Origin of the sequence: Micromonospora sp. NPDC006431 (assembly GCF_042870725.1) — a bacterium.
In the GTDB taxonomy this organism is placed as follows: Bacteria; Actinomycetota; Actinomycetes; order Mycobacteriales; family Micromonosporaceae; genus Micromonospora.
On the sequence record NZ_JBIAHQ010000006.1, the window covers coordinates 284429 to 306429 of the forward strand.

A 22001-nucleotide genomic window follows, 5' to 3' on the forward strand; every position below is an offset into this window, starting at 1 on the left:
TGGCCCGGATGGTTACCGAGATCGGGTTCGTCAGCCTGCTGGTCGCCGGCCTGGGCGCGCTCGCCGGGAGCCTGGTCTATCTGGCCGTGAAGATTTCGAGAGGAAAATGGTGAGCGCGAGGAGTGAGCCGGGTTTGCGAGCCCCGCAGTCGCGAACGAAGGTGGCCCCGTGAGCGCGAGGAGTGAGCCGGGTTTGCGAGCCCCGCAGTCGCGAACGGACGTGATCCGGTGAGCGCGAACACGTCGGACGACAACCCGCTTGCGCCGCCGCCGTGGCTGAACGCGCCGCCGGTCGACCCGTACCCGTACGAGGAGAGCCACGACCTGCGCGTCGGCCCGAAGCTGCACCGGAGCCTGGACGGCCTGCTGCCGTACATCGGGGTGTGGCGGGGGCGCGGCCGGGGCGGGTTCCCGACCATCGAGGACTTCGACTTCGCGCAGGAGGTCCGGATCAGCCACGACGGCCGGCCGTTCCTGTTCTACGAGTCCCGCGCCTGGATCCTGGACGAGCAGAGCCGCCCGGTCCGCCCGGCCGGCCGTGAGGTCGGCTGGTGGCGCCCGGTGATGGACGGCGACCGGGTCACCGACGAGCTGGAAGCCCTGATGACCACGCCCACCGGCGTGATGGAGCTGCACATCGGCAAGCGCAAGGGCACCCAGATCGAGTTCGTCACCGACGCGGTGGTCCGGACGGCCACCGCCAAGGAGGTCACCGCCGGTGCCCGCCTCTTCGGCATCGTCGAGGGTGCCCTGCTGTACGCCCAGGAAATGGCCGCCATGGGCCAGCCCCTGAGCCCCCACCTCTCCGCCCGCCTCCTCCGCGTAGCCGGCTGACCCACCGCTCCGTCCCGTTCTCCCGTCGATCATGAGGTTGGCGGCGGTCTCGATCTCCGATCTTGCCGCCAACCTCATGATCAACCCTGTGGATCGGCGGGGGGGAGGGGGAAGCCTAGGAGGGTCTGGAGGGTGGGGGTTGTGGGGGGGTGGGGGAGGGGGGTTTCGTCGAGGGTGCGGATCTCGGCTAGGCCGCGGAGGGACGAGGTGAGCCATACGCCGTCGGCGGTCGCCAGCTCGGCGGGGGTGACCAGGCGTTCCTCGGCGGTCAGGCCCAGTTCGGTGGCGTGGTCGAGGAGCCAGCGGGCGGTCACGCCGGGCAGCACCCCGGTGGCCGACGCCGGCACGGTGCACAGCGTCGTACCGGCCAGCCAGACCACGTTCGCGCTCGGCCCCTCCAGCACGTAGCCGTCGGTGGAGACCCAGAGCACGTCGTCCACGCCGGCCCGGGCCGCCCAGCGGCGCGCCGCGGTGCTCAGGGCGTACGAGGTGGACTTCACACCGACCGGCAGCCAGCCCAACTCGGGGCGGGACCGGGCGGCCACCCCGAGCGGCAGGGTGGCGACGGTCACCCCGTCCCGCCGGGCCCGCCGGGCCTCGGCCGGCACCTCGCCCAGCGTGGCGTACACGGTCGGCGGGCCATCGCCCTCCGGTCCCCGGGTGCAGACCAGCCGCAGCGCCCCCTCCACCTCGGCCGGCCAGCCGGCCCGGATCTCGTCGAGCAACGCGACCAGCGCGTCGGCGGGTGGGAGCGCCAGGGCGATCGCCGCCGCGCCGGCCCGCAGCCGGGCCAGGTGGGCGTCGCGCAGCCAGGGCTCCCCGCCGCGCAGGTGCATGGTCTCGAAGAGGCCGTCCCCGTGCAGCACGCCCCGGTCGTCGCCACGCAGCACCGCCTCCCCGGCCGGTACGACGCCGCGACCCAGCACGGCCACCCGCGATGCTCCCACGAGCGCCGAGGGTAGCCGCGTACCACCGCGGCGGCCGGACCGGCGCGGCGGCCGAACTATGATCGGACGGTGTCCGAATCCTCCCTCGCGGAACTGCTCCGCTCCCGTGGGCTGCGGCTGACGGCGCAGCGGCAGCTCGTCCTGCAAGCGGTCATGGACCTGGGGCACGCCACGCCGGAGCAGGTCCACACGGCGGTCCGGGAGGTGGCCGCCGGGGTCAACATCACCACCATCTATCGGACGCTCGAGCTGCTGGAGCGGCTCGGGCTGGTGACACACACCCACCTGTCCCACGGCTCGCCGACCTACCACGCGGCGGGCGAGCACCAGCACGTCCACCTGGTCTGCCGGGAGTGCGGCGCGATCGACGAGATCGAGCCCGAGCTGCTCCGCCCGCTCGCCGACCAGTTGGCCGCGCAGCGGGGGTTCCAGGTGGACATCGGGCACGTGGCGCTCTTCGGCGTCTGCGGCCAGTGCGAGGACGGGGGACGCAAATGATCGACATCGCGGGAGCGGTGGCCGCCGAGGCGATCGACGAGGAGACCCGGGAGCAGCCGGAGCCGGTGCACCGGGCGGCCGGGGTCGGCCCGGTGGCCGCCCACTACGGCGACCCGCTGCGCGAGCAGCGCACCCTGGCCACCGGCGTCGGCCTGGTCGACCGGTCACACCGGGGCGTGGTGGCGGTGCCGGGCGAGGAGCGGATCGGCTGGCTGCACACCCTGACCAGCCAGCACCTCGCCGGGCTGGGCGCCTGGCAGGGCACCGAACTGCTCGTCCTCTCCCCGCACGGGCACATCGAGCAGCACGCCATGGTCGCCGAGGACGGCGAGACCACCTGGCTGGACACCGAACCGGGGATGGCCAGCGGGCTGCTGTCGTACCTGGAGAAGATGCGGTTCTTCAGCAAGGTCGAGCCGCGCGACGCCACCGCCGACCACGCGCTGCTGTCGCTGGTCGGGCCGGAGGCCACCGGCGCGCTCGAGACCCTCGGCGTCACCGGGCTGGCCGCGCCGGACGTGGTCGCGGTGCCGGGTCCGAAGTTCCGCTCCGGTGATCTGCCAGCGCGGCCCTCCGTGGTGTACGACGTCCGGCCGCTGCCGCTCGGCGGGTGGGCCCGGCGGGTGCCGCTCGGCGTGGACCTGCTGGTGCCCCGCGACGCGATGACCCAGGTGGTGGACGAGCTGCGGGGCGCCGGCGTGCCGGTGGCCGGGCTGTGGGCGCACGAGGCGATCCGGGTGGCCGCCCGGCAGCCCCGGGCCGGGGTGGACACCGACCACCGCACCATCCCGGCCGAGGTCGACCTGATCGCGCCGGCCGTACACCTCGACAAGGGCTGCTACCGGGGGCAGGAGACGGTGGCCCGGGTGCACAACCTGGGTAGGCCGCCGCGCCGGCTCGTCCTGCTGCACCTGGACGGGGTGACCACGGACCAGCTGCCGGCCGCCGGCACTCCGGTGACCCTGGACGGCCGGACGGTCGGTTTCGTCGGCACCGCGGTGCAGCATTACGAGCTGGGCCAGATCGCCCTCGCCGTGGTGAAGCGCAACGTCGCCGACGACGCCCGACTGCTGGTCGGCGAGACGGCCGCCGCCATCGACGCGTCGTAAGCCTGCCTTACTGGGGGTCGCAAGCCGGAAATCCTTCGGTTCTATGGGTCAACAGGCACGATTCTTCCGCCCGGCCGCCTCCCGGCCATCGACCGGAGCCGGGTGGGCCGTCTAGGATCGCCAGCATGACCACTGGGACGTTGATCACGGTTGCCCCCACCGGTGCGGAGTCGGCCAAGGTGGACGTGCCGGCGCTGCCGGTGACTCTCGACGAGCTGCTGTTGACCGCCAAGGAGTGCGAGGCCCTCGGCGCCGCCGTGATCCATGTCCACATCCGCGACGACGAGGCGAAGCCCACCCTCGACCAGGGGCGGCTGCGCGAGACCGTCGGGGCGCTGCGCGAGACCACCGACCTGATCGTGCAACTCTCCTCCGGCGGTGCGGTGACCGACCCGGAGGCCGACCGGCTGGCCGTGCTGGACGCCGGCCCGGACATGGCCTCCTGCACCATGGGCACGGTCAACTTCGGTGATGACGTCTTCCTCAACCGCTGGGAGTTCATCGTCGCCCTGCACACCCGGATGCAGGAGAAGGGCATCGTCCCCGAGTACGAGATCTTCGACCTCGGCCACCTCACCGCCCTCCAGCGCCTGCTCGGCAAGTACGGCCTGCCGCACGGCGGGCACGTGCACGTCGACTTCGTGATGGGCGTGCCGGGCGGCATGCCGGGCACCACCGCGACCCTGGTCGCGGCCCAGCAGATGCTGCGCGACCTGCCGGAGGGCACCACCTTCTCGGCCACCGGGATCGGCCGCAGCACCATCCCGGTGCTGCTCGCCTCCCTCTCGGCCGGCGGTCACCTGCGGGTCGGCATGGAGGACACGGTCACCTACGCCAAGGGCCGGCCGGTCGAGTCCAACATGCAACTGGTCGCCCGGGCAGTCGGCTTCGCCCAGCTCGCCCAGCGCCCGCCGCTGACCACCACCGAGGCCCGGCAGCTCCTCGGCATGTAAGCCGCGGCAAGCCCCACACCCCTGTACGCCCGCGGTCGACGCCGCTGGTCACCCGGGTGACGGGCCCGCCGAACCCGTCGGTACCGTCCACGTCGTGGGAAAGACGTACGAGGGCGGCGTGCCGCTCGCCGAGGTGGTCCGGTCCGGGTTCGTGGAGGGCGTCCACCGTGGTTCCGCGGCGGTGCTCGACGCCGCCGGCGCGCCGGTGGCCGGGGCGGGGGACCCGACCTCGCCGATCTTCCCCCGCTCGTCCAACAAGCCGATGCAGGCGATCGGGATGCTCCGGGCCGGCCTGCCGCTGACCGAACCGGCCGACGTGGCGCTGGTCTCGGCCAGCCACGCCGGCGAGGAGTTCCATGTGGAGCGGGTCACCGCGCTGCTGCGCGGCGGCGGCCTGACCGATGAGGCGCTGCACTGCCCGCCGGACCTGCCGGTCGGCGAGGCCGCGCGGGAGGCGGTGCTGCGGGCCGGGGGCGGGCCGACGCGGACCCGGATGAACTGCTCCGGCAAGCACACCGGGATGCTGCTGACCTGCCTCGCCGCCGGCTGGCCACTGGACGGCTACTGGCGGCCCGAGCACCCGCTCCAGCAGCGGCTGACGGCCGCCGTCGAGGAGTGCACCGGGGAGAGGGTGGCGGCCGTCGGCGTGGACGGCTGCGGCGCGCCGGTGCTCGCCGTCTCGCTGGCCGGGCTGGCCCGGGCGTACCTGCGGCTGGTCTCCGCCGAGCCCGGCACCGCCGAGCGGACCGTGGCCGACGCCATGCGGGCGTACCCGGAACTGGTGGGCGGCACCCAGGCGGACGACACCCGGCTGATGCGCGGCGTACCCGGGCTGCTGGCGAAGGTCGGCGCGGAGGGCGTCATCGCGGCGGCGGTCCCTGGGATCGGCGCGGTGGCTCTCAAGATCGACGATGGCGCCGGGCGGGCCCGGATGCCGGTGCTGGTGAGCGCGCTGCGCCGGCTCGGCGTCGAGGCCCCGGTGCTGGCCGAGTACGCCGAGCTGCCGCTGCTCGGCGGCGGCCTGCCGGTCGGTGCGGTCCGCGCCGTCTGGTGACGCACGCGGCGGCGGCTCAGGGCAGGAAGTCGAGCAGGGCGGCGTTGACCGGTTCGGGGCGTTCGAGCGGCAGCAGGTGGGCGGCGTCCGGGACGTCCGGTAGGCGCACCCCCTGCGGGGCCTCGGCGGCGATCCGGTCGGCGAGCCGGCGGAGGTCCGCGAGGTCGTCCGCGCCGGTGCCGACCAGCACCGGCATGGCCAGCTCACCCAGCCGGTCGATCGCCGGCGGGTCGAGTTCGCTCACCTCGACGGCGCTGAGGGCCAGCTCGGCGGCGAGTGCCCGCCGGTCCATCTCGTCGGCGAACCGGATCAGCTCCGGATCGACGTCCTCCGGGCGGCGGGTCGGGCCGACCACCCAGAACCGCACCTCGCCGGCCGCGGTCGCGGCGAAGTCCTCGGGGTCCGCCTCGCCGACCAGCTCGTCCCAGAGCTGTTCGGTCTCCTCGGACCACTCGGTGCCGGAGACCGGGGCGCCGAACAGGGCCAGCGCGGAGACCCGGTCCGGATAGGCCAACGCGGTGTCCATCGCCACCTTGCCGCCGAACGAGCAGCCCACCAGGGCGGCCCGCGCCACGCCCAGGGCGTCCAGCAGCCCGATCACGTCGTCGTGGTGCGCGAACGGGCTCGGGGGCAGCTCGGATTCGCCGTAGCCGCGCAGGTCGGGGACGATCACCCGATGCCGGGTGGCGAGCGCGGGCAGCTGGCCCCGCCACATCCGCCGGTCGGCGATGCCGGCGTGGATCAGCACCACCGGGCTGCCGCTGCCGGCCTCGTCGTACGCGAGCATCGCATCATTCACGTCGATCTTGGACACGGGGGAACCGTACGGACCCGACAGCCGGGGCGCAACCGGCTATCTGAGACCCTGCTAACTCTGGCTAGCATTCTGCTTGCAGTAGCTAGCACCCCGCGCTAGCGTGGAGTCATGGCCACCGGTAAGGACCTACCCGACGTCGGCGGGTTCATTCGCGATCTGCGCCGCAACGCGAAGATCTCCCTGCGGCAGCTCGCCGAGCAGGCCGGCGTCAGCAATCCGTACCTCAGCCAGATCGAGCGCGGACTGCGCAAGCCGAGCGCCGAGGTGCTCCAGCAGCTCGCCAGCGCGCTGCGCGTCTCGACCCCGGCGATGTATTTGCGCGCCGGGCTGCTGGACGCCAAGGAAGGGCAGGGCGTGCTCGCGGCGATCGCCGTCGACCCCGAGCTGACCATGGCTCAGAAACAGTCCCTCACCCAGATCTATGAGACGTTCCGCCGGGAGAACGCCCGGCTCGCCGAGGCGACCGCCGCGGCGCAGGGCGCCGCCGAGCCGGCCCCGGCCACCGAGCCGACCCCATCGGCCGGCGCGCCGGGCGAGGTGCCGCCGACCGCGGCCACCATCACGCCGGCCACCGCTGGCCCCGCGACGTCGGACGGCACGCCGACCGAGGGCGTCCTCGAGTCGGTCGCCGTCACCGAGGCGGGTCCCGCGCCCGCCCCGACCGCCGCCGATCCCGAGAAGAAGACCGCCCACCGGGTGGTCCGGAAGGCCGCCGGTGCGGCCGAGGAGGAGAAGTCATGACCCAGCCGAAGACCAACCGCATTCCGGCCCCGCTCTACGCCGCCGCCGGCGCCGGCGAGCTGGCCCTCGAGCAGCTCCGCAAGCTGCCCACCGTGGTCAGCGATCTTGGCACCCGGGTCGTCGCCGAATTCGGCGGCAAGGCTGTCGTGACCGGCGTCGAGCTGCGCCAGAAGGCCACCGAGACGCTGAAGAGCGCCAACGAGACGCTGAAGACCGCAACCGCGACCGGGCTGCGGGAGAAGGCCGTCCCGACCGACCTCGACCTGGACAAGTTCCGTGAGGCCGCCGGCCGCAACGCCGCCGCCGTCCTGGCCGGTGCCCAGGAGCGGGCCCAGGCCGCGTCGGCCCGGGCCGTGGCCGCGTACGCCGAGCTGGTCGCCCGCGGTGAGCGGGTCGTCGGTGCGGGCGTGCTGGAGGCCGCGGACACGGTGAACGCCGACATCGAGGCGACCGGGGCCGCCACCACGCCGGCCGCCAAGCCGGCCGAGGTGCCGACCCCGGCCGAGGTGGCCGAGGCCGCCGAGGCCAAGCCGGCCGCCGTGAAGCGCACCCGGGCCACCAAGGCCACCGCCACCAGGGCCACCGCGGCGAAGCCGGCGACCCCGTCGGCGAAGCTGCCGAAGACCACGAAGCGGACCCGCCCCGCGGCCGAGTGAGTCGAACCGGGACCGAGACCCTGGACAGCGTCCTGTAGGACGTTTTCCGGGGTCTCGGCATAAGCTTGCCGGCATGGCCTACGCCGCGCCGATCTTCGCGTTCGAAGTCCGCTACGTGATCGAGCTGATCCTGCTCGTCTTCGCCCTGGTCATCGAGGCTGTCGCCCTGGTCCATGCGATCACCCAGCGCTCCGACGCGTTCGCCGCGATCGGCACCCTGCCCAAGGGCGGCTGGATCGCCATCCTGGCGGTCTGCCTGGTGCTCACCCTGCTCGGGGTCGGGGGTGGGGTGCTGAGCATCTTCACCCTGATCGGCATCGCGGCGGGTCTGATCTATCTGCTGGACGTCCGGGTCGGCTTGCGTGACCTGCACGACGGCCGAGGTTCCTGGTGAGGAGTTTCCGCTGGCCCCCGCCGCCGGACGGCGGTCCCCGCACCTGGGGGCCGGGACCCGGCGGGCCCCGCACCGGCCGGCCGGCGCTGCCCGAACCGGAGACCGAGCTGGTCGCCACCCCCCACGGCGTACGGCTGGAGCGGCTGGTCACCGGCGCTGGTGACCCGGTGACCGTGTTCGCCCACGGGCTCGGCAACGGGATCGCCACCACCCGCCCGTTCGGCAGCGGGGTCACCGGCCGCAAGATCTTCTTCCAGTTCCGCGGGCACGGCCGCTCCGACTCGCCGCCCGGGCCGTGGAACTACCTCGACCTGGCCCGCGACCTGCGGGCGATCGCCGACCTCGGCGGCGCCGCCCGGGCCTTCGGGGCGAGCCTGGGCGCCGGCGCGCTGTGCCGGCTGCTCGCCGAGAGCCCCGAACGCTTCGAGAAGCTGGTCTTCTTCCTCCCCGCCGTGCTGGACAGCCCGCGCGGCGAGGTGGCCCGGGCCCGGCTGACCGACCTGCTCGACGCGGTGGCGGACGGGGACGCCTCCGCCCTGGCCGACGTGGTGTCGCTGGAACTGCCGCCGGCCGTCCGCAACAGCCCGGCCGGCTGGGCGTACCTGCGGCAACGGCTGGACCAGCTGCTCCGGGACGGGCTCGCGCCGGGGCTGGCCAGCCTGCCGGACCAGGCCCCGCTGCGGACCGCCGACGCGCTCGCCGGGGTCACCGCTCCGGCGCTGGTGATCGGCTGCGCCGGCGACGACCTGCACCCGGTGACGGTCGCCGAGCAGTTGGCCGCCGCGCTCCCGCAGGCCACCCTGCACGTGTACGACCGGCCGGGCGTCCTCTGGTCGGAACGCGCCGACCTGCGGGACCGGATCTCGACGTTCCTCAACGGGTAACCTGCCCGGCATGGGCGTCACACACCACGGCCGTACGCATCGCCTCGACCTTGCCGACCCCACCCTGCGGGAGTGGACGTGCACGGTGCTGGCGGCCGATCCCGAGCAGGGCATCGTGCTGGACCGGTCGGCCTTCTATCCGGGCGGCGGTGGGCAGCCGCCGGACCACGGGGTGCTGCTCTGGCAGGGGGTGCAGACCCGGATCGTGGGCACCCGCAAGGGCGACGACCTCTGGCTCATCCCGGCCGAGGGTGACCCGCTGCCGCCGGTCGGCACCGCCGTCACCGGCGCGGTCGAGGACGTCCGGCGGACCATGCTGATGCGTACCCACTCCGGCCTGCACGTGCTCTGCGGGGTGGTCTTCCGGGACTTCGGCGCGCTCGTAACGGGTGGAAATATGGAACCTGGGGAGGCGCGGATGGATTTCAACCTCCCCGAGGTGCCGCCGGACTTCAAGTCGCGGATCGAGGAGCTGGTCAACGCCGAGGTGGCCGCCGACCGGTCGGTCGCCGTGCGGGTGCTGCCCCGGGCGGAGGCGCTGGCCCTGCCGGACATCATCCGTACCCAGTCCAATCTGATCCCGGCGGACGAGCAGGAGGTCCGGATCGTCGACATCGTCGGGCTGGACGTGCAGGCCGACGGGGGCACCCACGTCGCCTCCACCGCCCAGATCGGCAAGGTCCAGGTGGTCAAGGTGGAGAGCAAGGGCCGGGCCAACCGCCGGGTCCGCGTCCGCCTGGTGGACTGACGCGACTCCCGGCGCGTGCTGCCCGCCGGGAGCCGTGGGATCAGACGTTGGGCTGGTTGCCGCACCGCTCCGTCAGCGTGCGAGCAGCTCGGGCGGCAGGTGGGCGGCCCGGACGTCGAGCAGCCAGCGTTCCACGGTCTCCTCGTCGGGCCGATCCGGGAGCGGCGTACGGATCTGTTCGAAGTCCCGCTCGGCCGCCGTGACCAGCGCCTCCGCCTCGTCCAGCGCGCCGCCCGCGACCCGCTCGCCGAACGCCCGGAACCACTCCGGGTCGGCCAGCCGGATCTCCAGCACCCCGGTCGCGTAGAGCACCCGGCCCTGGTGCAGCAGCCGGGCCAGGTGCCGGGCGTGCTTCGCCGACCGCCGCCGGCCACCCGTTGACGAGTTTCGCCCGGCCAGCTTCCGGAACTGTTGGGTGGCGTAACCGAGGTAGGCGTCCCGGACCCGGGGGGCGCTGAGGAAGGCCGAGCGGATGGCGATCAGGCGCTCGCCGAACTCCGTCCGCGTCTCGTAGCAGTCGTCCGGCAGCCACATCAGCTCGGTGGCGGTCGGGTTGCCGCTCAACGCGAGACGACAGTATTTCGCCGCCTCGTGTTGCGTGACGTCCGGCTCGGTGGTGACCACCGATTCCCGGGGCGGGTGCAGACCGTGGAAGGCGACGGTCGGAGCGGCGAACACGCCGATTCGGTCCACGTCCGAGCCTGGTCCGGCCAGCCCGTACGCGACCGAGCCGACGATCCCGGAGAGCAGCAGGTGCATGCCGGTCATGATGGCGGATCCGGTGCACACCGGAAACCGGACTTCCGTTGTCAGGTATCGCTGCCATCGTCGTCGGCATGAGCCAACCGCTGACAGGGAACATCGCACTCGTCGCCGGGGCGACCCGGGGCGCCGGCCGGCAGATCGCCGTCCAGCTCGGTGCCGCCGGGGCGACCGTCTACGCCACCGGCCGCAGCACCCGGGAGCGCCGCTCCGAGATGGACCGGCCGGAGACCATCGAGGAGACGGCCGAGCTGGTCACGGCCGCCGGGGGCACCGGCATCGCGGTCCCCGTCGACCACCTCGACCCCGACCAGGTACGCCGCCTGGTCGACCGGATCGACGCCGAGCAGGGCCGGCTGGACGTGCTGGTCAACGACATCTGGGGCGCCGAGCCGTTCATCGCCTGGGAGACGCCGCTCTGGGAGCAGCCGCTCGATGACGGTCTGCACGCGCTCCGGCTCGCCATCGACACGCACATCATCACCAGTCACTTCGCGCTGAAGCTGCTGGTGCGCAACCCCGGCGGCCTGGTCGTGGAGGTCGGCGACGGCACCACCGAGTACAACGCGTCGAACTACCGGGTCTCGTTCTTCTACGACCTGGCGAAGACCGCGGTGAACCGGCTGGCGTTCGCCCAGGCCCATGAGCTGCGCCAGCACGGCGCAACCGCGGTCGCGCTCACCCCCGGATGGCTGCGTTCCGAGAACATGCTGGAGCTGTTCGGCGTCACCGAGGAGAACTGGCAGGACGCCCTGGAGAAGCAACCGCACTTCGCCATCTCGGAGACGCCCGCGTTCGTCGGACGCGCGGTTGCGGCCCTCGCCGCCGACCAGGACCGGGCCCGGTGGAACGGAAGGTCCGTCTCCAGCGGCGAGCTAGCCCAGGTGTACGGCTTCACCGACCTCGACGGCAGCCGTCCCGATGCCTGGCGCTATCTGGTCGAGGTGCAGGACCGGGGGAAGCCGGCCGACGTCACCGGTTACCGCTGACCGCCGGCGCGGCGGTGCCGAGCCCTGCCGACGCCGCCAGGTCCGGCTCGAGGTAGAGCGCGGCCGCGCGACGGGCCGCTTCGGCGAACCGCTCGCGCAGCTCCGGCGGGTCGAGCACCTCCACCTCTGGGCCGAGCGAGAGCAGTTGGGCGTACGCCACCTCGACGGACTCGACGGGCAGCCGGAGCACCGTCCGACCCTGCCCGTCGGGTCCCTCGGCGGCGCCGACCGCCTCGTCGTACACGAAGGGGGCGTCGGCGAGGTGCCGGAGCGCGCGCAGGCCGGCGGGGCTGAGCCGGACCTTGACCTCGGCGCGGAGCATGTCCCGCAGGAACGCCTCGGCCTGCTCCCGCCAGTACGCCCCCAGGTCGAAGCCCTCGTCCCGGTCGAAGGTCCCCCCGCCCACCTCGACGCCGACCACCCGGTCCACCCGGTACGTCCGGAACCCGTCGCCGACCCGGCCGACCAGATACCAGACCCCGCTCTTCAGCACCAGCCCGTACGGCTGGACGGTGCGGGTCACCTCCCGCTCGCCCCGGCGGTAGCGCAGCTCGACCACCCGGTCCCGCCAGACCGCCCGGGCCAGCTCGGTCAGCCATGGGGGTGGCTCGCTCTGCCGGAACCAGCCCGGCACGTCGAGGTGGAATCGCTGCCCGGTCCGGGCCGGCGCGTCGCGGAGGCTCGGCGGGAGCGCGGCGAGCACTTTCAGCTCGGCGGCGGCGACCGCGTCGGCCAGCCCCATGTCGCCGGCCGGTCCGGGCAGCCCGGCCAGGAAGAGCACCTCCGCCTCGTCCCGGGTCAGCCCGGTCAGCCGGGTCCGGTAGCCGCCCAGCAGGCGGTAGCCGCCGGCCCGGCCCCGGTCCGCGTAGACCGGCACCCCGGCGGCGGAGAGCGCCAGCACGTCCCGGTAGACGGTGCGCTCGGAGACCTCCAGCTCGCGGGCCAGTTCGGCCGCGGTCATCGTCTCCCGCGACTGCAGCAGCAGCACGAGGGAGATCAGCCGGGAGGCACGCATCCGATCATCCTGCCCGAGTTCGCGCGACCAGGGTTGCCGCAGGCGACGACTACGCTGTCCGGTCGTGGACGTACCCCGCCTCGCCGCGCCCGTGACCGGCGCCGCCACCCGCTTCCTCGCCGGCGCCGGCCTGCTGCTGCGCGGCCTCGGCCTCTACGTCCGCAGCCCCGGGCTGATGCTGCTCGGCGTCGTCCCGGCGCTCATCTCCGGCGTGCTCTTCGTCGCCGCCTTCGCCACCCTGCTGTATTTCGTGGACGACCTCGCCGCGCTGGTCACCCCGTTCGCGGACGACTGGTCGGGGGCCTGGCGGGGCCTGGTGCGGGTGATCGCCGGGCTGGCGATCGCGGGCCTCGCCGGCCTGCTCGGGGTGCTCACCTTCACCGCGGTCACCCTGGCCGTCGGCGACCCGTTCTACGAGAAGATCTCCGAGCGGGTCGAGGACCGGCTCGGCGGCACCCCGGGCGCGGTCGAGGTGCCCTTCTGGGCCTCGGTGCGCCGCAGCATCATCGACTCGCTGCGGCTGCTGGCGGTCTCCGTGCTGGTCGGCGTACCGCTCTTCGTGGCCGGCTTCATCCCGGTGGTTGGGCAGACGGTCGTCCCGGTGCTCGGCGCGGCGGTGGGTGGCTGGTTCCTCGCCCTGGAGTTGGTCGGCGCGGCCTTCTACCGCCGGGGGATGGGGTTGCCGGAGCGCCGGTCGCTGCTCAGGGCCGACCGGCCGACCACCCTGGGCTTCGGCGTGGCCGTCTTCGTGTGCTTCCTGATCCCGCTCGGCGCGGTGCTGGTCATGCCGGCCGCCGTCGCCGGCGCCACCCTGCTCGCCCGCCGGTCGCTCGGCCAGTCCGTCGAGTAGCTCTCCCCGGGCCGTGCCAGGGGGCCGTCGGGTCGCCGCCGGCCTCAGGTGAGTTCGCGTAGGCAGGACCACTGGGTGGCCACCGGCCGGTAGCCGAGCCGGGCGTTGACCGCCAGCATCGGTGCGTTCGCCCCGTCGTTCGAGGTGTATGCGACGCGGACGCCCCCGAGCGCGGCCCGGTGCAGCGCGGCCCGCTTGACCAGCCCGGCCAGGCCGCGGCCCCGGTGTCCGGGCACCGTGCCGGTGAATGCCGACCACATCCGGTCGCCGTCCCGCTTGACCAGGCTGACCGTGGCCAGCGTGCCGTCCACCTCGGCCACCGTGCTGGCGGCCAGGTCCAGCCCTGGGTTGTCCCAGACCTCGTGGTGCCAGATGTCGTAGCCCATGGCGTCTGTCGGGACGTCGCCCGGTTCGTCCAGCGACGACTCGGCGTCCACCTGGTGGATCCGGCGCGGGTCCAGTTCGGCGGCCGGGAGCAGCCGTACGCCTGGCGGCGGCTCGGGCATCGGCGGGGCCGGCTGTAGGTCGAGCGCGGAGTAGCGCAGCTCCCGGCTGGGCGTGAAGCCGTGCCGGCGGGCGAACGGCAGGGACTCGGGCTGGGACCAGGTGAGCACCCGCCGTGCGCCGATGACGCGCAGGTGACCGAGCGCGGCCTCCAGGAGCGCGGTGCCGGCACCCTGACCCCGGTGCGCCGGATGTACGTGCAGGGTGGAGATCTCTCCGACGTCCGGCTCCGAGGTCTGGCTGTTCCGGTACGCCGACGCCCAGCCGACCACCTGCCCGTCCGCCTCGGCCACCCAGGCGGTCCAGTCCTCCTCGGGCGGCGGCTGGGCGATCATGCGCCGGGTCGACTCGACGCCGCGGACCAGGTACGGGTGTACGACCGCGCGGAGGGCCACGACGCCTGGCGCGTCGTCGGGGCGGGCGGGACGGATCAAAGGCACGGGCCGACGGTAGCCGCAGCTGCCGGAACGCGCGACGGGTTAATGGCGGCCACTTTCGCCTGTAGATGGAAAAAGTCGTGCACGGTCCAGCAAAACTTTCGTCTCCTGCATCTGTCCTTTGTGTTTCGCGGCCGTTAAGGTCCCGCGTAGAAGCTGGTCGATCGGGTGAGGAGGCGCCGTGTCCCGCAAGCCGTTACGCCGTCTGTTGTCGGCAGCGCTCGGTGCGCTGCTGGCGCTGCCGATAGCCGGGAGCCTCTCGACGCCGGCCTCGGCGGCCGAACCGGGCTTCCGGGCCCTGGTCTTCTCGAAGACCGCTGGATTCCGGCATGACTCGATCCCCGCCGGGATCGCGGCGATCCAGAAGCTCGGGCAGGAGAACAACTTCGCCGTCGACGCGACCGAGGACGCCGGAGCGTTCACCGACGCGAACCTGGCCCAGTACGACGTGGTGGTCTGGCTCTCGACCACCGGCGACGTGCTCAACGCCGACCAGCAGGCGTCCTTCGAGCGGTACATCCGCCAGGGCGGCGGGTACGCCGGCGTGCACGCCGCCTCGGACACCGAGTACGAGTGGCCGTGGTACGGCAAGCTCGTCGGCGCGTACTTCAACAGCCACCCGGCCATCCAGCAGGCCACGGTCAAGGTGGACGACCACGTGCACCCGTCCACCGAGTCGCTGCCGGACCGGTGGGTCCGCACCGACGAGTGGTACAACTACCGCGCCGACCCGCGCGGCGAGGTGCACGTGCTCGCGGCCCTCGACGAGCGGACGTACGGCGCGGGAGCGGGCGCGATGGGCACGAGCCACCCGATCGCCTGGTGCCAGCAGTACGACGGCGGGCGGTCCTGGTACACCGGCGGCGGCCACACCGACGCCTCGTACCGCGAGCCGGAGTTCCTGCGGCACCTGCTCGGCGGGATCAAAACGGCCGCCGGGGCCGTGCCGGCGGACTGCGGGGCGACCGTCGACGCCAACTTCGCGCAGGTGACCCTCGCCAAGGGCGCGGACACCACGGGCGAACCGATGAACCTCGCCGTGCTGCCCGACCGGCGGGTGCTGCACACCTCCCGCGACGGCCGCGTCTTCCTCACCACGCCGCAGGGCGTGACCAGCCTCGCCGGCCGGCTCCCGGTCTACAACCACGACGAGGACGGGTTGCAGGGCATCGGGGTGGACCCCGGCTTCGCCAGCAACGGCTGGATCTACCTCTACTTCGCGCCTCCGTTGGACACCCCGGAGGGGGACGCGCCGAACGACGGCACCAGCGCGGACTTCGCCCGCTTCGACGGGGTGAACCGGCTGTCCCGGTTCAAACTGACCGGCGGCACCCTCGACCTGGCCAGTGAGCAGAAGATCCTCGAGGTGCCGGCCAACCGGGGCATCTGCTGCCACGCCGGCGGCGACATCGCCTTCGACGCGGCGGGCAACCTCTACCTCTCCACCGGCGACGACTCCAACCCGTTCGCCTCCAACGGCTACAGCCCGATCGACGAGCGGGCCAGCCGCAACCCGGCGTACGACGCGCAGCGCTCGTCGGCCAACCCGAACGACCTGCGCGGCAAGGTGCTGCGCATCAAGGTGGCCGCCGACGGCAGCTACCAGTCGCCGGCGGGCAACCTCTTCCCGGCCGGCACCGCCGGCACCCGGCCCGAGATCTACGCGATGGGCTTCCGCAACCCGTTCCGGTTCACCGTCGACCCGGAGACCGGTTGGCTCTACCTCGGCGAGTACGGCCCGGACGCCGGCGCCGCCGACCCGAACCGCGGTCCGGCCGGGATGGTGGAGTTCAACCAGATCCGCGGCCCCGGCAACTTCGGGTGGCCGTACTGCGTCGGCCCGAACGTCGCGTACAACGACTACGACTTCGCCACCGGGACCTCCGGGCCGAAGTTCGACTGCGCTGCCCCCCGCAACACCTCGCCGCACAACACCGGCAAGCAGGACCTGCCCGCCGCGCAGCCGGCGTGGATCACGTACGACGGCGCCTCGGTGCCGGAGTTCGGCGACGGCAGCGAGTCGCCGATGGGCGGCCCGGTCTACCGGTACGACCCCGACCTGAGGTCGGACACCAAGTTCCCCGAGTACTTCGACGGCACGTTCTTCGCGGCCGACTGGGGACGCGGCTGGATCAAGAACGTCGTCCTGGACGACGCCGGCCAGCCGCTCAGCATCAACCCGTTCCCCGAGCAGGTCGTGCGGCCGATGGACATCGAGTTCGGCCCGGACGGCTCCCTCTACGTCCTCGACTACGGCAGCGGCTACTTCGGTGGCGCGCCGGACTCGGCCGTCTACCGGATCGACTACGTCAAGGGCAAGCGCGCCCCGATCCCGGCGGTGAGCGCCAACCCGACCTCCGGGCCGGCCCCGCTCACCGTGGCCTTCTCCTCCGCCGGGTCCCGGGACCCCGATCCGGGCGACTCGTTCACCTACGCCTGGGACTTCACCGACGACGGCACCGTCGACTCGACCGCGCCGGACCCCACCTTCACCTACACCACGAACGGGCAGTTCACCGCCCGGCTCACCCTGACCGACCAGGCCGGTACGACCGGAACGGCGACCGTGCAGATCACGGTCGGCAACACCGCGCCGCGGGTCGAGTTCGCCGCCCCGCCTGCCGGTGGCGTGTTCCAGTTCGGTGACCGGGTGCCGTTCACCGCGCGGGTCACCGACCCGGAGGACGGCGAGATCGACTGCGGGACCGTGCAGATCGACTACGCCTTGGGCCACGACACACACAGCCACGGGCTGGTCCAGACGCACGCCTGCGAGGGGGTGCTCGACACCGTCGCCGAGGACGGCCACAGCGCCGACGCCAACCTCTACGGCGTGCTCGCGGCGACCTACACCGACCAGGGCGCAGCGGGCGTGCCGCCGCTCACCGGGCAGACCCGCCTGGTCCTCCAGCCGCGGGTCCGGCAGAGTGAGCACTTCACCGAGGCCAACGGGATCCAGGTCGTCGACGCGGGTGGCGCGCACGGCGGGAAGCGCGTCGGCTACATCGACAACGGCGACTGGATCGCGTTCGACACGTACAACCTGACCGGCATCACCGGCGTCCAGGCCCGGCTCTCCTCCGGCGGCGGGGGCGGCACCCTCGAGTTCCGGACGGACCGGCCGGACGGGCCCCTGGTCGCCAGCATGGCCGTGGCGAACACCGGCGGCTGGGACAACTACGTCAACAGCCCGGTCGTCCCGGTCACCGACCCCGGTGGCACGCACCGGCTCTACCTGGTGTTCAAGGGTTCCGGCGGCGGGCTCTTCGACGTCGACGAGTTCACCTTCCACGGCAAGGGCGTGGCGTCGAGCACCCGCCCGGAGGTGACCGCGTCGGCCGATGTCGCCCAGGCCCAGATCCCGGCGACCGTCAGGTTCACCGCCGCCGGCACCGACCGGGACGGGGACCCGCTCAGCTACGCCTGGGAGTTCGGTGACGGAGCGACGTCGACGGAGCAGAACCCGACGCACACCTACACGAAGGGGGGCATCCACACGGCGAAGGTCACCGCGCGTGATCCGTCCGGGCTGGCCGCGTCGGCCACCGTCACGGTGAACACTTATCGGGTGGCACCGCCGTGCGCAGACCCGTCCGTCGAGGTGAACCCGGACGACGAGTTCACCGGCGAGGTCATCGACCGGTGCCGGTGGTCGGTGCTGCGCGAAGACCCCGCGCGCTACCGGCTCGTCGGCGGGTCGCTGCAGATCGACGCCCTCCCGGGTGACATGTACGGCGGCGCCACCGACGCGAAGAACATCCTGCTCCAGGACGCCCCGGCCGGGGCGTGGCAGGCCGTGACGAAGGTGACCATCGACCACACGGACGCGTGGGAGCAGGCGGGACTCATCGTCCACGGCGACGACCCGAACTTCGTCAAGTTCTCGTTCATCAGGACCGACAGCGGGGTGCGCAACTTCGAGTTCATCCAGCAGCAGGGCGGGTCGCCGATCGACGGCGGCGCCGTCGACCGTTCGCCCAACCTGGCCGTGGACTTCCCGCACACGGTGTGGATGAAGATCACCAGCGACGGGCGGGCGCTGACGGCGGCGTACTCGACCGACGGTGAGCAGTGGACGACCGTCGGCCGGCCGCGGGACCTGTCCGCCGTGCCGAACCCGAAGGTGGGTGTCGCCGCCTTCAACGGCACCGGCAACCCGGCGTCGTTCGACTTCTTCCGGCTCGACGACGCGCCGCAGAACGCCTGCACGCCGACCGCTCCGGAGGCCGGCTACACCAGCCTGTTCGACGGCACCTCGGCGAGCCTGGCCAAGTGGAAGCAGGCCGGGCCGGGCGGGTTCCTGCACGCCGCCGACTGCACCCTGCTGTCGTACGGCGGGCTGGGCCTGCACTGGTATGACCAGAGCTTCCGCGACTACAGCCTGAAGCTGGACTGGAAGATGGCCGGGGACGACAACTCCGGGATCTTCGTCGGGTTCCCGAACCCAGGCAACGACCCGTGGCTGGCGGTCAACCAGGGGCACGAGATCCAGATCGACGCCACGGACGTGCCGGAGAAGACGACCGGGGCGATCTACAACTTCCAGTCGGCCGACCTGGCCGCCCGGGACGCCGCGCTCAAGCCGCCGGGGCAGTGGAACTCGTACGAGATCGTCGTCCGGGGCCAGAGCATCGTGGTCCACCTGAACGGCGTGAAGATCAACGAGTACGTCAACACCGACCCGGCCCGGATGCGGCAGCCCAGCTACGTCGGCATCCAGAACCACGGCAACGGTGACGACGTCTACTTCCGCAACATCCGGCTCAAGCAACTGCCGTCGGACACCGTCGCGCCCACCACCCGGGCGACCACCTCGCCGGCAGAGCCGGACGGTGACGCCGGCTGGTTCCGCTCCGACGTCACGGTGAGCCTGCAGGCCACCGACGACGACAGCGGCGTGGCGCGGACCGAGTACCGGACCGACGGCGGGTGGACCCGCTACAGCGGGCCGATCCCGGTGACCGGCGACGGCGAGCACACCGTCGAGTACCGCTCGGTGGACCTCGCGGGCAACGCCGAGGCGCCGCGGAAACTGGTGCTCAAGCTCGACGGGACCGCGCCCGTCTCCGCCGCGACGTTCGCCCCGCCGGGCGACTCGGGGTGGCACAACGGTGCGGTGCCGGTCACCATCACGGCCACCGACCAGACGTCCGGGGCGGCGAGGATCGAGTACTCGCTCGACGGCGGCGCCTGGACGCCGTACGCCGACTCGGTCGAGGTGCGCGGCGACGGCAACCACACCCTCCGGTACCGCGCCACGGACCGGGCGGGGAACGTCGAGACCGTGAAGTCCGCCGTACTGAAGATCGACGGCACGGCCCCGGCGGTCCTGCTCTCCGGGGTGGCGGCCGGCGCGACGTACGGCGACAGCCAGGACGTGCGGATCACCTACTCGGCGACCGACGGCACGTCGGGGGTCACCTCGCTGGCCGGCACGCTCGACGGGAAGCCGATCCTCGACGACACCCTGCTGCCGCTCTACGGGCTGTCGCTCGGCGAGCACACGCTGGCGGTGGTGGCGACCGACGCGGCGGGCAACCGGTCGACCCGGTCGATCACGTTCACCGTGACGACCTCGATCGAGGACACGGGCAACCTGGTGGACCGGTTCCGGGCCACCGGCTGGCTCTCTGCCGAAAGCGCCAGCCAGCTGCACAAGCCGTTGGACCAGGCCGGCAAGTTCGCGGCCAAGGGGCTCAACAAGCAGGCGGTGCGGGAGCTCCGGCCGTTCCGGGACCTGGCGGGTGATCCGAAGGTCGTGCCGAACGCCGAGGTGCGCGCCGTCCTGGTCCGCGACGCGGACGTGATGATCGAGCGGTTGTCCGGGAAGTAGGTCGACGAGCCGAGACGGCCGGGGCCGGGGGTGTCACACCCCCGGCCCCGGTCCGGTGTGTCCCGGCTACGCCGACTCGCGCAACACCAGTTCGGTGGGGAGCATCAGCGCCTGCTCCACGCTCTCGCCGGCCGCGATGCGCAGCAGTTGCCGGGTCATCGCCCGGCCCAGCTCCACTATCGGCTGCCGGATCGTGGTGAGCGGCGGCTCCGTGTAGGCCGCCGTCTCGATGTCGTCGAACCCGACCACCGCCACGTCGTCCGGCACCCGTCGCCCCGCCTCGCGCAGGGTCCGCAGGGCGGCGTGCGCCATCAGGTCCGACGCGGCGAACAGCGCGTCCAGGTCCGGTTGTGCGGCGAGCAGTTGTCGCGTCGCCGCGGCGCCGGATTCCCGGGTGAAGTCGCCGTACGCGACCAGCTCCGGCAGGCCGGCGGCGGCGATCGTCTTCCGGTAGCCGACCAGCCGCTCGATGCCGGCGACCATGTCCTGCGGGCCGGCGATGGTGGCGATCCGCCGCCGGCCGCCCTCGATCAGGTGCCGCACCGCCCGGGCGACCCCGCCGACGTGGTCGACGTCGACGTAGGGCACCTCGGCGCCGTCCAGCGGTCGGCCGCTGCACACCACCGGGATGCCGAGCCGGGCCAGCTTGCCGGGCAGCGGATCCTCGCCGTGCAGCGAGGCGAAGAGCACGCCGTCCACGTGCCGGCCGGTGGTGTAGCGCTCGACCCGTTCGTGGCCGGCGGGCGAGCCGGCCAGCATGAGCACGAGCTGCTTGTCGGCCGCCTCCAGCTCCTGCGCGGCTCCGCGGATGATCCCCGGGAAGACCTGGTCGTCGGAGAAGACCCGGGTGGCCGCCTCGGGCAGCACCAGCGCGATCGAGTCGGTGCGCTGGGTGACCAGGCTGCGGGCGGCGAGGTTCGGGACGTACCCGAGCTCCTCGACCGCCTGGCGGACCGCCCGCTGGATCGACTCGGCGACCGTGGTGGAGCCGTTGACCACCCGGGAGACCGTGGCCCGGGACACGCCGGCCCGTCGGGCCACCGCCTCCAGGGTCGGACGCTGGGCCGTCGTCATCCCCGTCACCCCCACCTCGTCACCGCCAGAGCGACCATACGAGATGGCCGCGCAGGTCGACCCCGCGGGCGATGCCCCGGTGCGGGCACCTTCCGCGAGCCCGGCTGCCGCCCGGGGCGGGGTCAGCCCACCCGCAGCCCGTCGAGCAGCCGGCGGTCGCCGGCCACCCCGAGGGCGTCGAGGCTGATCCGGCCCATCAGGGCCAGCAGCAGGTCGCTCGCCGTCCCGGTGACCTGCGCCCGGGCGTGGTGCTCGTCGTGGTCGAGAATGGTGGTGGTGTCCAGCAGGGCCACCCCCTCGCCGCGTAGCCGCAGGTACCACTCCTGGGCGGCGTCGGTCGCGGTCAGCTGCACCACGCCGTGCCACTGGCCGGGCTGGATCCGTCGGCCCGCCGGCAGCCAGGTGTCCAGCACCTCGCTCACGCCGTCGGCCGCGAGCTTCGCCTCGATCGGCTCACCGGCGGCGACGGCGACCTGGGCGTCCCAGCGGTGCACCGCCGTCTCGTGCGCCATCCGGCGCGGCCAGAAGCCCGCCTTCTTCGGCTGCGGCGCGAAGTTCCACGCCGGCGCCTCCGGGTCCAGCCCCTCGAACAGCCGCATGAGCTGGTCGTACTCCTGTCGGTACCACTGCGCCGGGGTGAGGTCCGCCGGCGGGGTCACCGGTTCGCGTACCGGCCTGGTGGTGGTCCCGGCGGTCACCACCGTGCGGGCCCAGCGGTAGACCCCGCAGAGGTGGTGGGCGAGGTCGGAGACCGTCCAGCCGGGGCAGGAGAGCACCGGAGTCTCCAGCGGCGCCTCCGCGACGGCAGCGGCGAAGGCGGGACCCTCCGTCCGCAACGCGCCGATCCAGAAGTCCTTCGTGCCGTGCAGTCTGCCCATCGCAATCCTCCCGGGGGTGACCCGG

At 73.1% G+C, this 22001-nt stretch carries 21 protein-coding genes; 14 read left to right on the top strand and 7 right to left on the bottom strand.

Annotated features, from left to right (window positions below; translation table 11 throughout):
• The first annotated feature begins 8 nt into the window (after positions 1-8).
• Together mtfM and ACFYM6_RS14555 are read left to right on the top strand one after the other, a co-directional pair.
• Complete coding sequence (gene mtfM, locus ACFYM6_RS14550; RefSeq protein ID WP_387275496.1) at positions 9-113, top strand: small membrane protein MtfM; 105 nt, start codon at positions 9-11, stop codon at positions 111-113.
• A gap of 114 nt (positions 114-227) precedes the next feature.
• Positions 228-833 (top strand): FABP family protein, encoded by a 606-nt coding sequence (locus ACFYM6_RS14555; RefSeq protein ID WP_387275498.1) that lies wholly within the window; start codon positions 228-230, stop codon positions 831-833.
• Positions 834-913: 80 nt separating this feature from the next.
• On the opposite strand, the gene ACFYM6_RS14560 is transcribed toward ACFYM6_RS14555, so the two are convergent.
• Positions 914-1780, bottom strand: coding sequence for an aminotransferase class IV (locus ACFYM6_RS14560; protein WP_387275500.1), 867 nt, complete (start codon positions 1778-1780; stop codon positions 914-916).
• A 69-nt stretch (positions 1781-1849) separates the two neighbouring features.
• On the opposite strand from ACFYM6_RS14560, the gene ACFYM6_RS14565 reads away from it, so the two are divergent.
• The 4 genes from ACFYM6_RS14565 (at position 1850) to ACFYM6_RS14580 (ending at position 5394) form a co-directional block, all read left to right on the top strand.
• Positions 1850-2278: a Fur family transcriptional regulator gene (locus ACFYM6_RS14565; protein ID WP_073834482.1), complete on the top strand. Its 429-nt coding sequence runs from the start codon at positions 1850-1852 to the stop codon at positions 2276-2278.
• Positions 2275-3387, top strand: a complete 1113-nt coding sequence (locus tag ACFYM6_RS14570) for a YgfZ/GcvT domain-containing protein (RefSeq protein ID WP_387275502.1) — start codon at positions 2275-2277, stop codon at positions 3385-3387. Before ACFYM6_RS14565 ends, ACFYM6_RS14570 begins: the two co-directional genes overlap by 4 nt.
• Before the next feature lie 125 nt (positions 3388-3512).
• Complete coding sequence (locus ACFYM6_RS14575; protein ID WP_387275504.1) at positions 3513-4340, top strand: 3-keto-5-aminohexanoate cleavage protein; 828 nt, start codon at positions 3513-3515, stop codon at positions 4338-4340.
• A 94-nt stretch (positions 4341-4434) separates the two neighbouring features.
• Positions 4435-5394, top strand: coding sequence for an asparaginase (locus ACFYM6_RS14580; protein ID WP_387275506.1), 960 nt, complete (start codon positions 4435-4437; stop codon positions 5392-5394).
• A 16-nt stretch (positions 5395-5410) separates the two neighbouring features.
• Here ACFYM6_RS14580 and ACFYM6_RS14585 read toward each other — a convergent pair whose 3' ends face one another.
• Positions 5411-6208 carry an alpha/beta fold hydrolase gene (locus ACFYM6_RS14585; protein ID WP_387275508.1) on the bottom strand — a complete coding sequence of 266 codons (798 nt, stop codon included), beginning with the start codon at positions 6206-6208 and terminating at the stop codon, positions 5411-5413.
• A gap of 111 nt (positions 6209-6319) precedes the next feature.
• On the opposite strand from ACFYM6_RS14585, the gene ACFYM6_RS14590 reads away from it, so the two are divergent.
• The 5 genes from ACFYM6_RS14590 (at position 6320) to ACFYM6_RS14610 (ending at position 9634) form a co-directional block, all read left to right on the top strand.
• On the top strand, positions 6320-6952 hold the full coding sequence (locus ACFYM6_RS14590) for a helix-turn-helix domain-containing protein (protein ID WP_387275510.1): 633 nt from the start codon (positions 6320-6322) through the stop codon (positions 6950-6952).
• Positions 6949-7608, top strand: a complete 660-nt coding sequence (locus ACFYM6_RS14595; RefSeq protein ID WP_387275512.1) for a hypothetical protein — start codon at positions 6949-6951, stop codon at positions 7606-7608. Before ACFYM6_RS14590 ends, ACFYM6_RS14595 begins: the two co-directional genes overlap by 4 nt.
• A 73-nt stretch (positions 7609-7681) precedes the next feature.
• Positions 7682-8002, top strand: coding sequence for a DUF2516 family protein (locus ACFYM6_RS14600; RefSeq protein ID WP_073834475.1), 321 nt, complete (start codon positions 7682-7684; stop codon positions 8000-8002).
• Positions 7999-8886 carry an alpha/beta fold hydrolase gene (locus ACFYM6_RS14605; RefSeq protein ID WP_387275514.1) on the top strand — a complete coding sequence of 296 codons (888 nt, stop codon included), beginning with the start codon at positions 7999-8001 and terminating at the stop codon, positions 8884-8886. The genes ACFYM6_RS14600 and ACFYM6_RS14605 overlap by 4 nt, the downstream gene beginning before the upstream one ends.
• A 10-nt stretch (positions 8887-8896) precedes the next feature.
• Complete coding sequence (locus tag ACFYM6_RS14610) at positions 8897-9634, top strand: alanyl-tRNA editing protein (RefSeq protein WP_387275516.1); 738 nt, start codon at positions 8897-8899, stop codon at positions 9632-9634.
• Positions 9635-9706: 72 nt separating this feature from the next.
• On the opposite strand, the gene ACFYM6_RS14615 is transcribed toward ACFYM6_RS14610, so the two are convergent.
• Positions 9707-10393: a DNA polymerase beta superfamily protein gene (locus tag ACFYM6_RS14615; RefSeq protein ID WP_387275585.1), complete on the bottom strand. Its 687-nt coding sequence runs from the start codon at positions 10391-10393 to the stop codon at positions 9707-9709.
• 77 nt (positions 10394-10470) lie between these two features.
• Between ACFYM6_RS14615 and ACFYM6_RS14620 the strand changes: the two genes are divergently transcribed.
• On the top strand, positions 10471-11385 hold the full coding sequence (locus tag ACFYM6_RS14620) for an SDR family oxidoreductase (RefSeq protein WP_387275518.1): 915 nt from the start codon (positions 10471-10473) through the stop codon (positions 11383-11385).
• Here the strand turns inward: ACFYM6_RS14620 and ACFYM6_RS14625 are convergent.
• Positions 11369-12400, bottom strand: a complete 1032-nt coding sequence (locus ACFYM6_RS14625) for a helix-turn-helix transcriptional regulator (protein ID WP_387275520.1) — start codon at positions 12398-12400, stop codon at positions 11369-11371. The genes ACFYM6_RS14620 and ACFYM6_RS14625 overlap by 17 nt on opposite strands.
• 64 nt (positions 12401-12464) lie before the next feature.
• Here ACFYM6_RS14625 and ACFYM6_RS14630 point away from each other — a divergent pair, with 64 nt between their 5' ends.
• Positions 12465-13250, top strand: a complete 786-nt coding sequence (locus tag ACFYM6_RS14630) for an EI24 domain-containing protein (protein WP_387275522.1) — start codon at positions 12465-12467, stop codon at positions 13248-13250.
• A gap of 44 nt (positions 13251-13294) precedes the next feature.
• On the opposite strand, the gene ACFYM6_RS14635 is transcribed toward ACFYM6_RS14630, so the two are convergent.
• Positions 13295-14194, bottom strand: coding sequence for a GNAT family N-acetyltransferase (locus ACFYM6_RS14635; protein WP_387275524.1), 900 nt, complete (start codon positions 14192-14194; stop codon positions 13295-13297).
• A gap of 178 nt (positions 14195-14372) precedes the next feature.
• Between ACFYM6_RS14635 and ACFYM6_RS14640 the strand changes: the two genes are divergently transcribed.
• Complete coding sequence (locus ACFYM6_RS14640) at positions 14373-20024, top strand: ThuA domain-containing protein (RefSeq protein ID WP_387275526.1); 5652 nt, start codon at positions 14373-14375, stop codon at positions 20022-20024.
• Between the two features lie 66 nt (positions 20025-20090).
• Here ACFYM6_RS14640 and ACFYM6_RS14645 read toward each other — a convergent pair whose 3' ends face one another.
• Entirely contained in the window at positions 20091-21098 is a 1008-nt protein-coding gene (locus tag ACFYM6_RS14645) for a LacI family DNA-binding transcriptional regulator (protein WP_387275528.1), read from the bottom strand.
• Between the two features lie 122 nt (positions 21099-21220).
• Entirely contained in the window at positions 21221-21976 is a 756-nt protein-coding gene (locus ACFYM6_RS14650; RefSeq protein ID WP_073834462.1) for a maleylpyruvate isomerase family mycothiol-dependent enzyme, read from the bottom strand.
• Positions 21977-22001 lie beyond the last annotated feature (25 nt).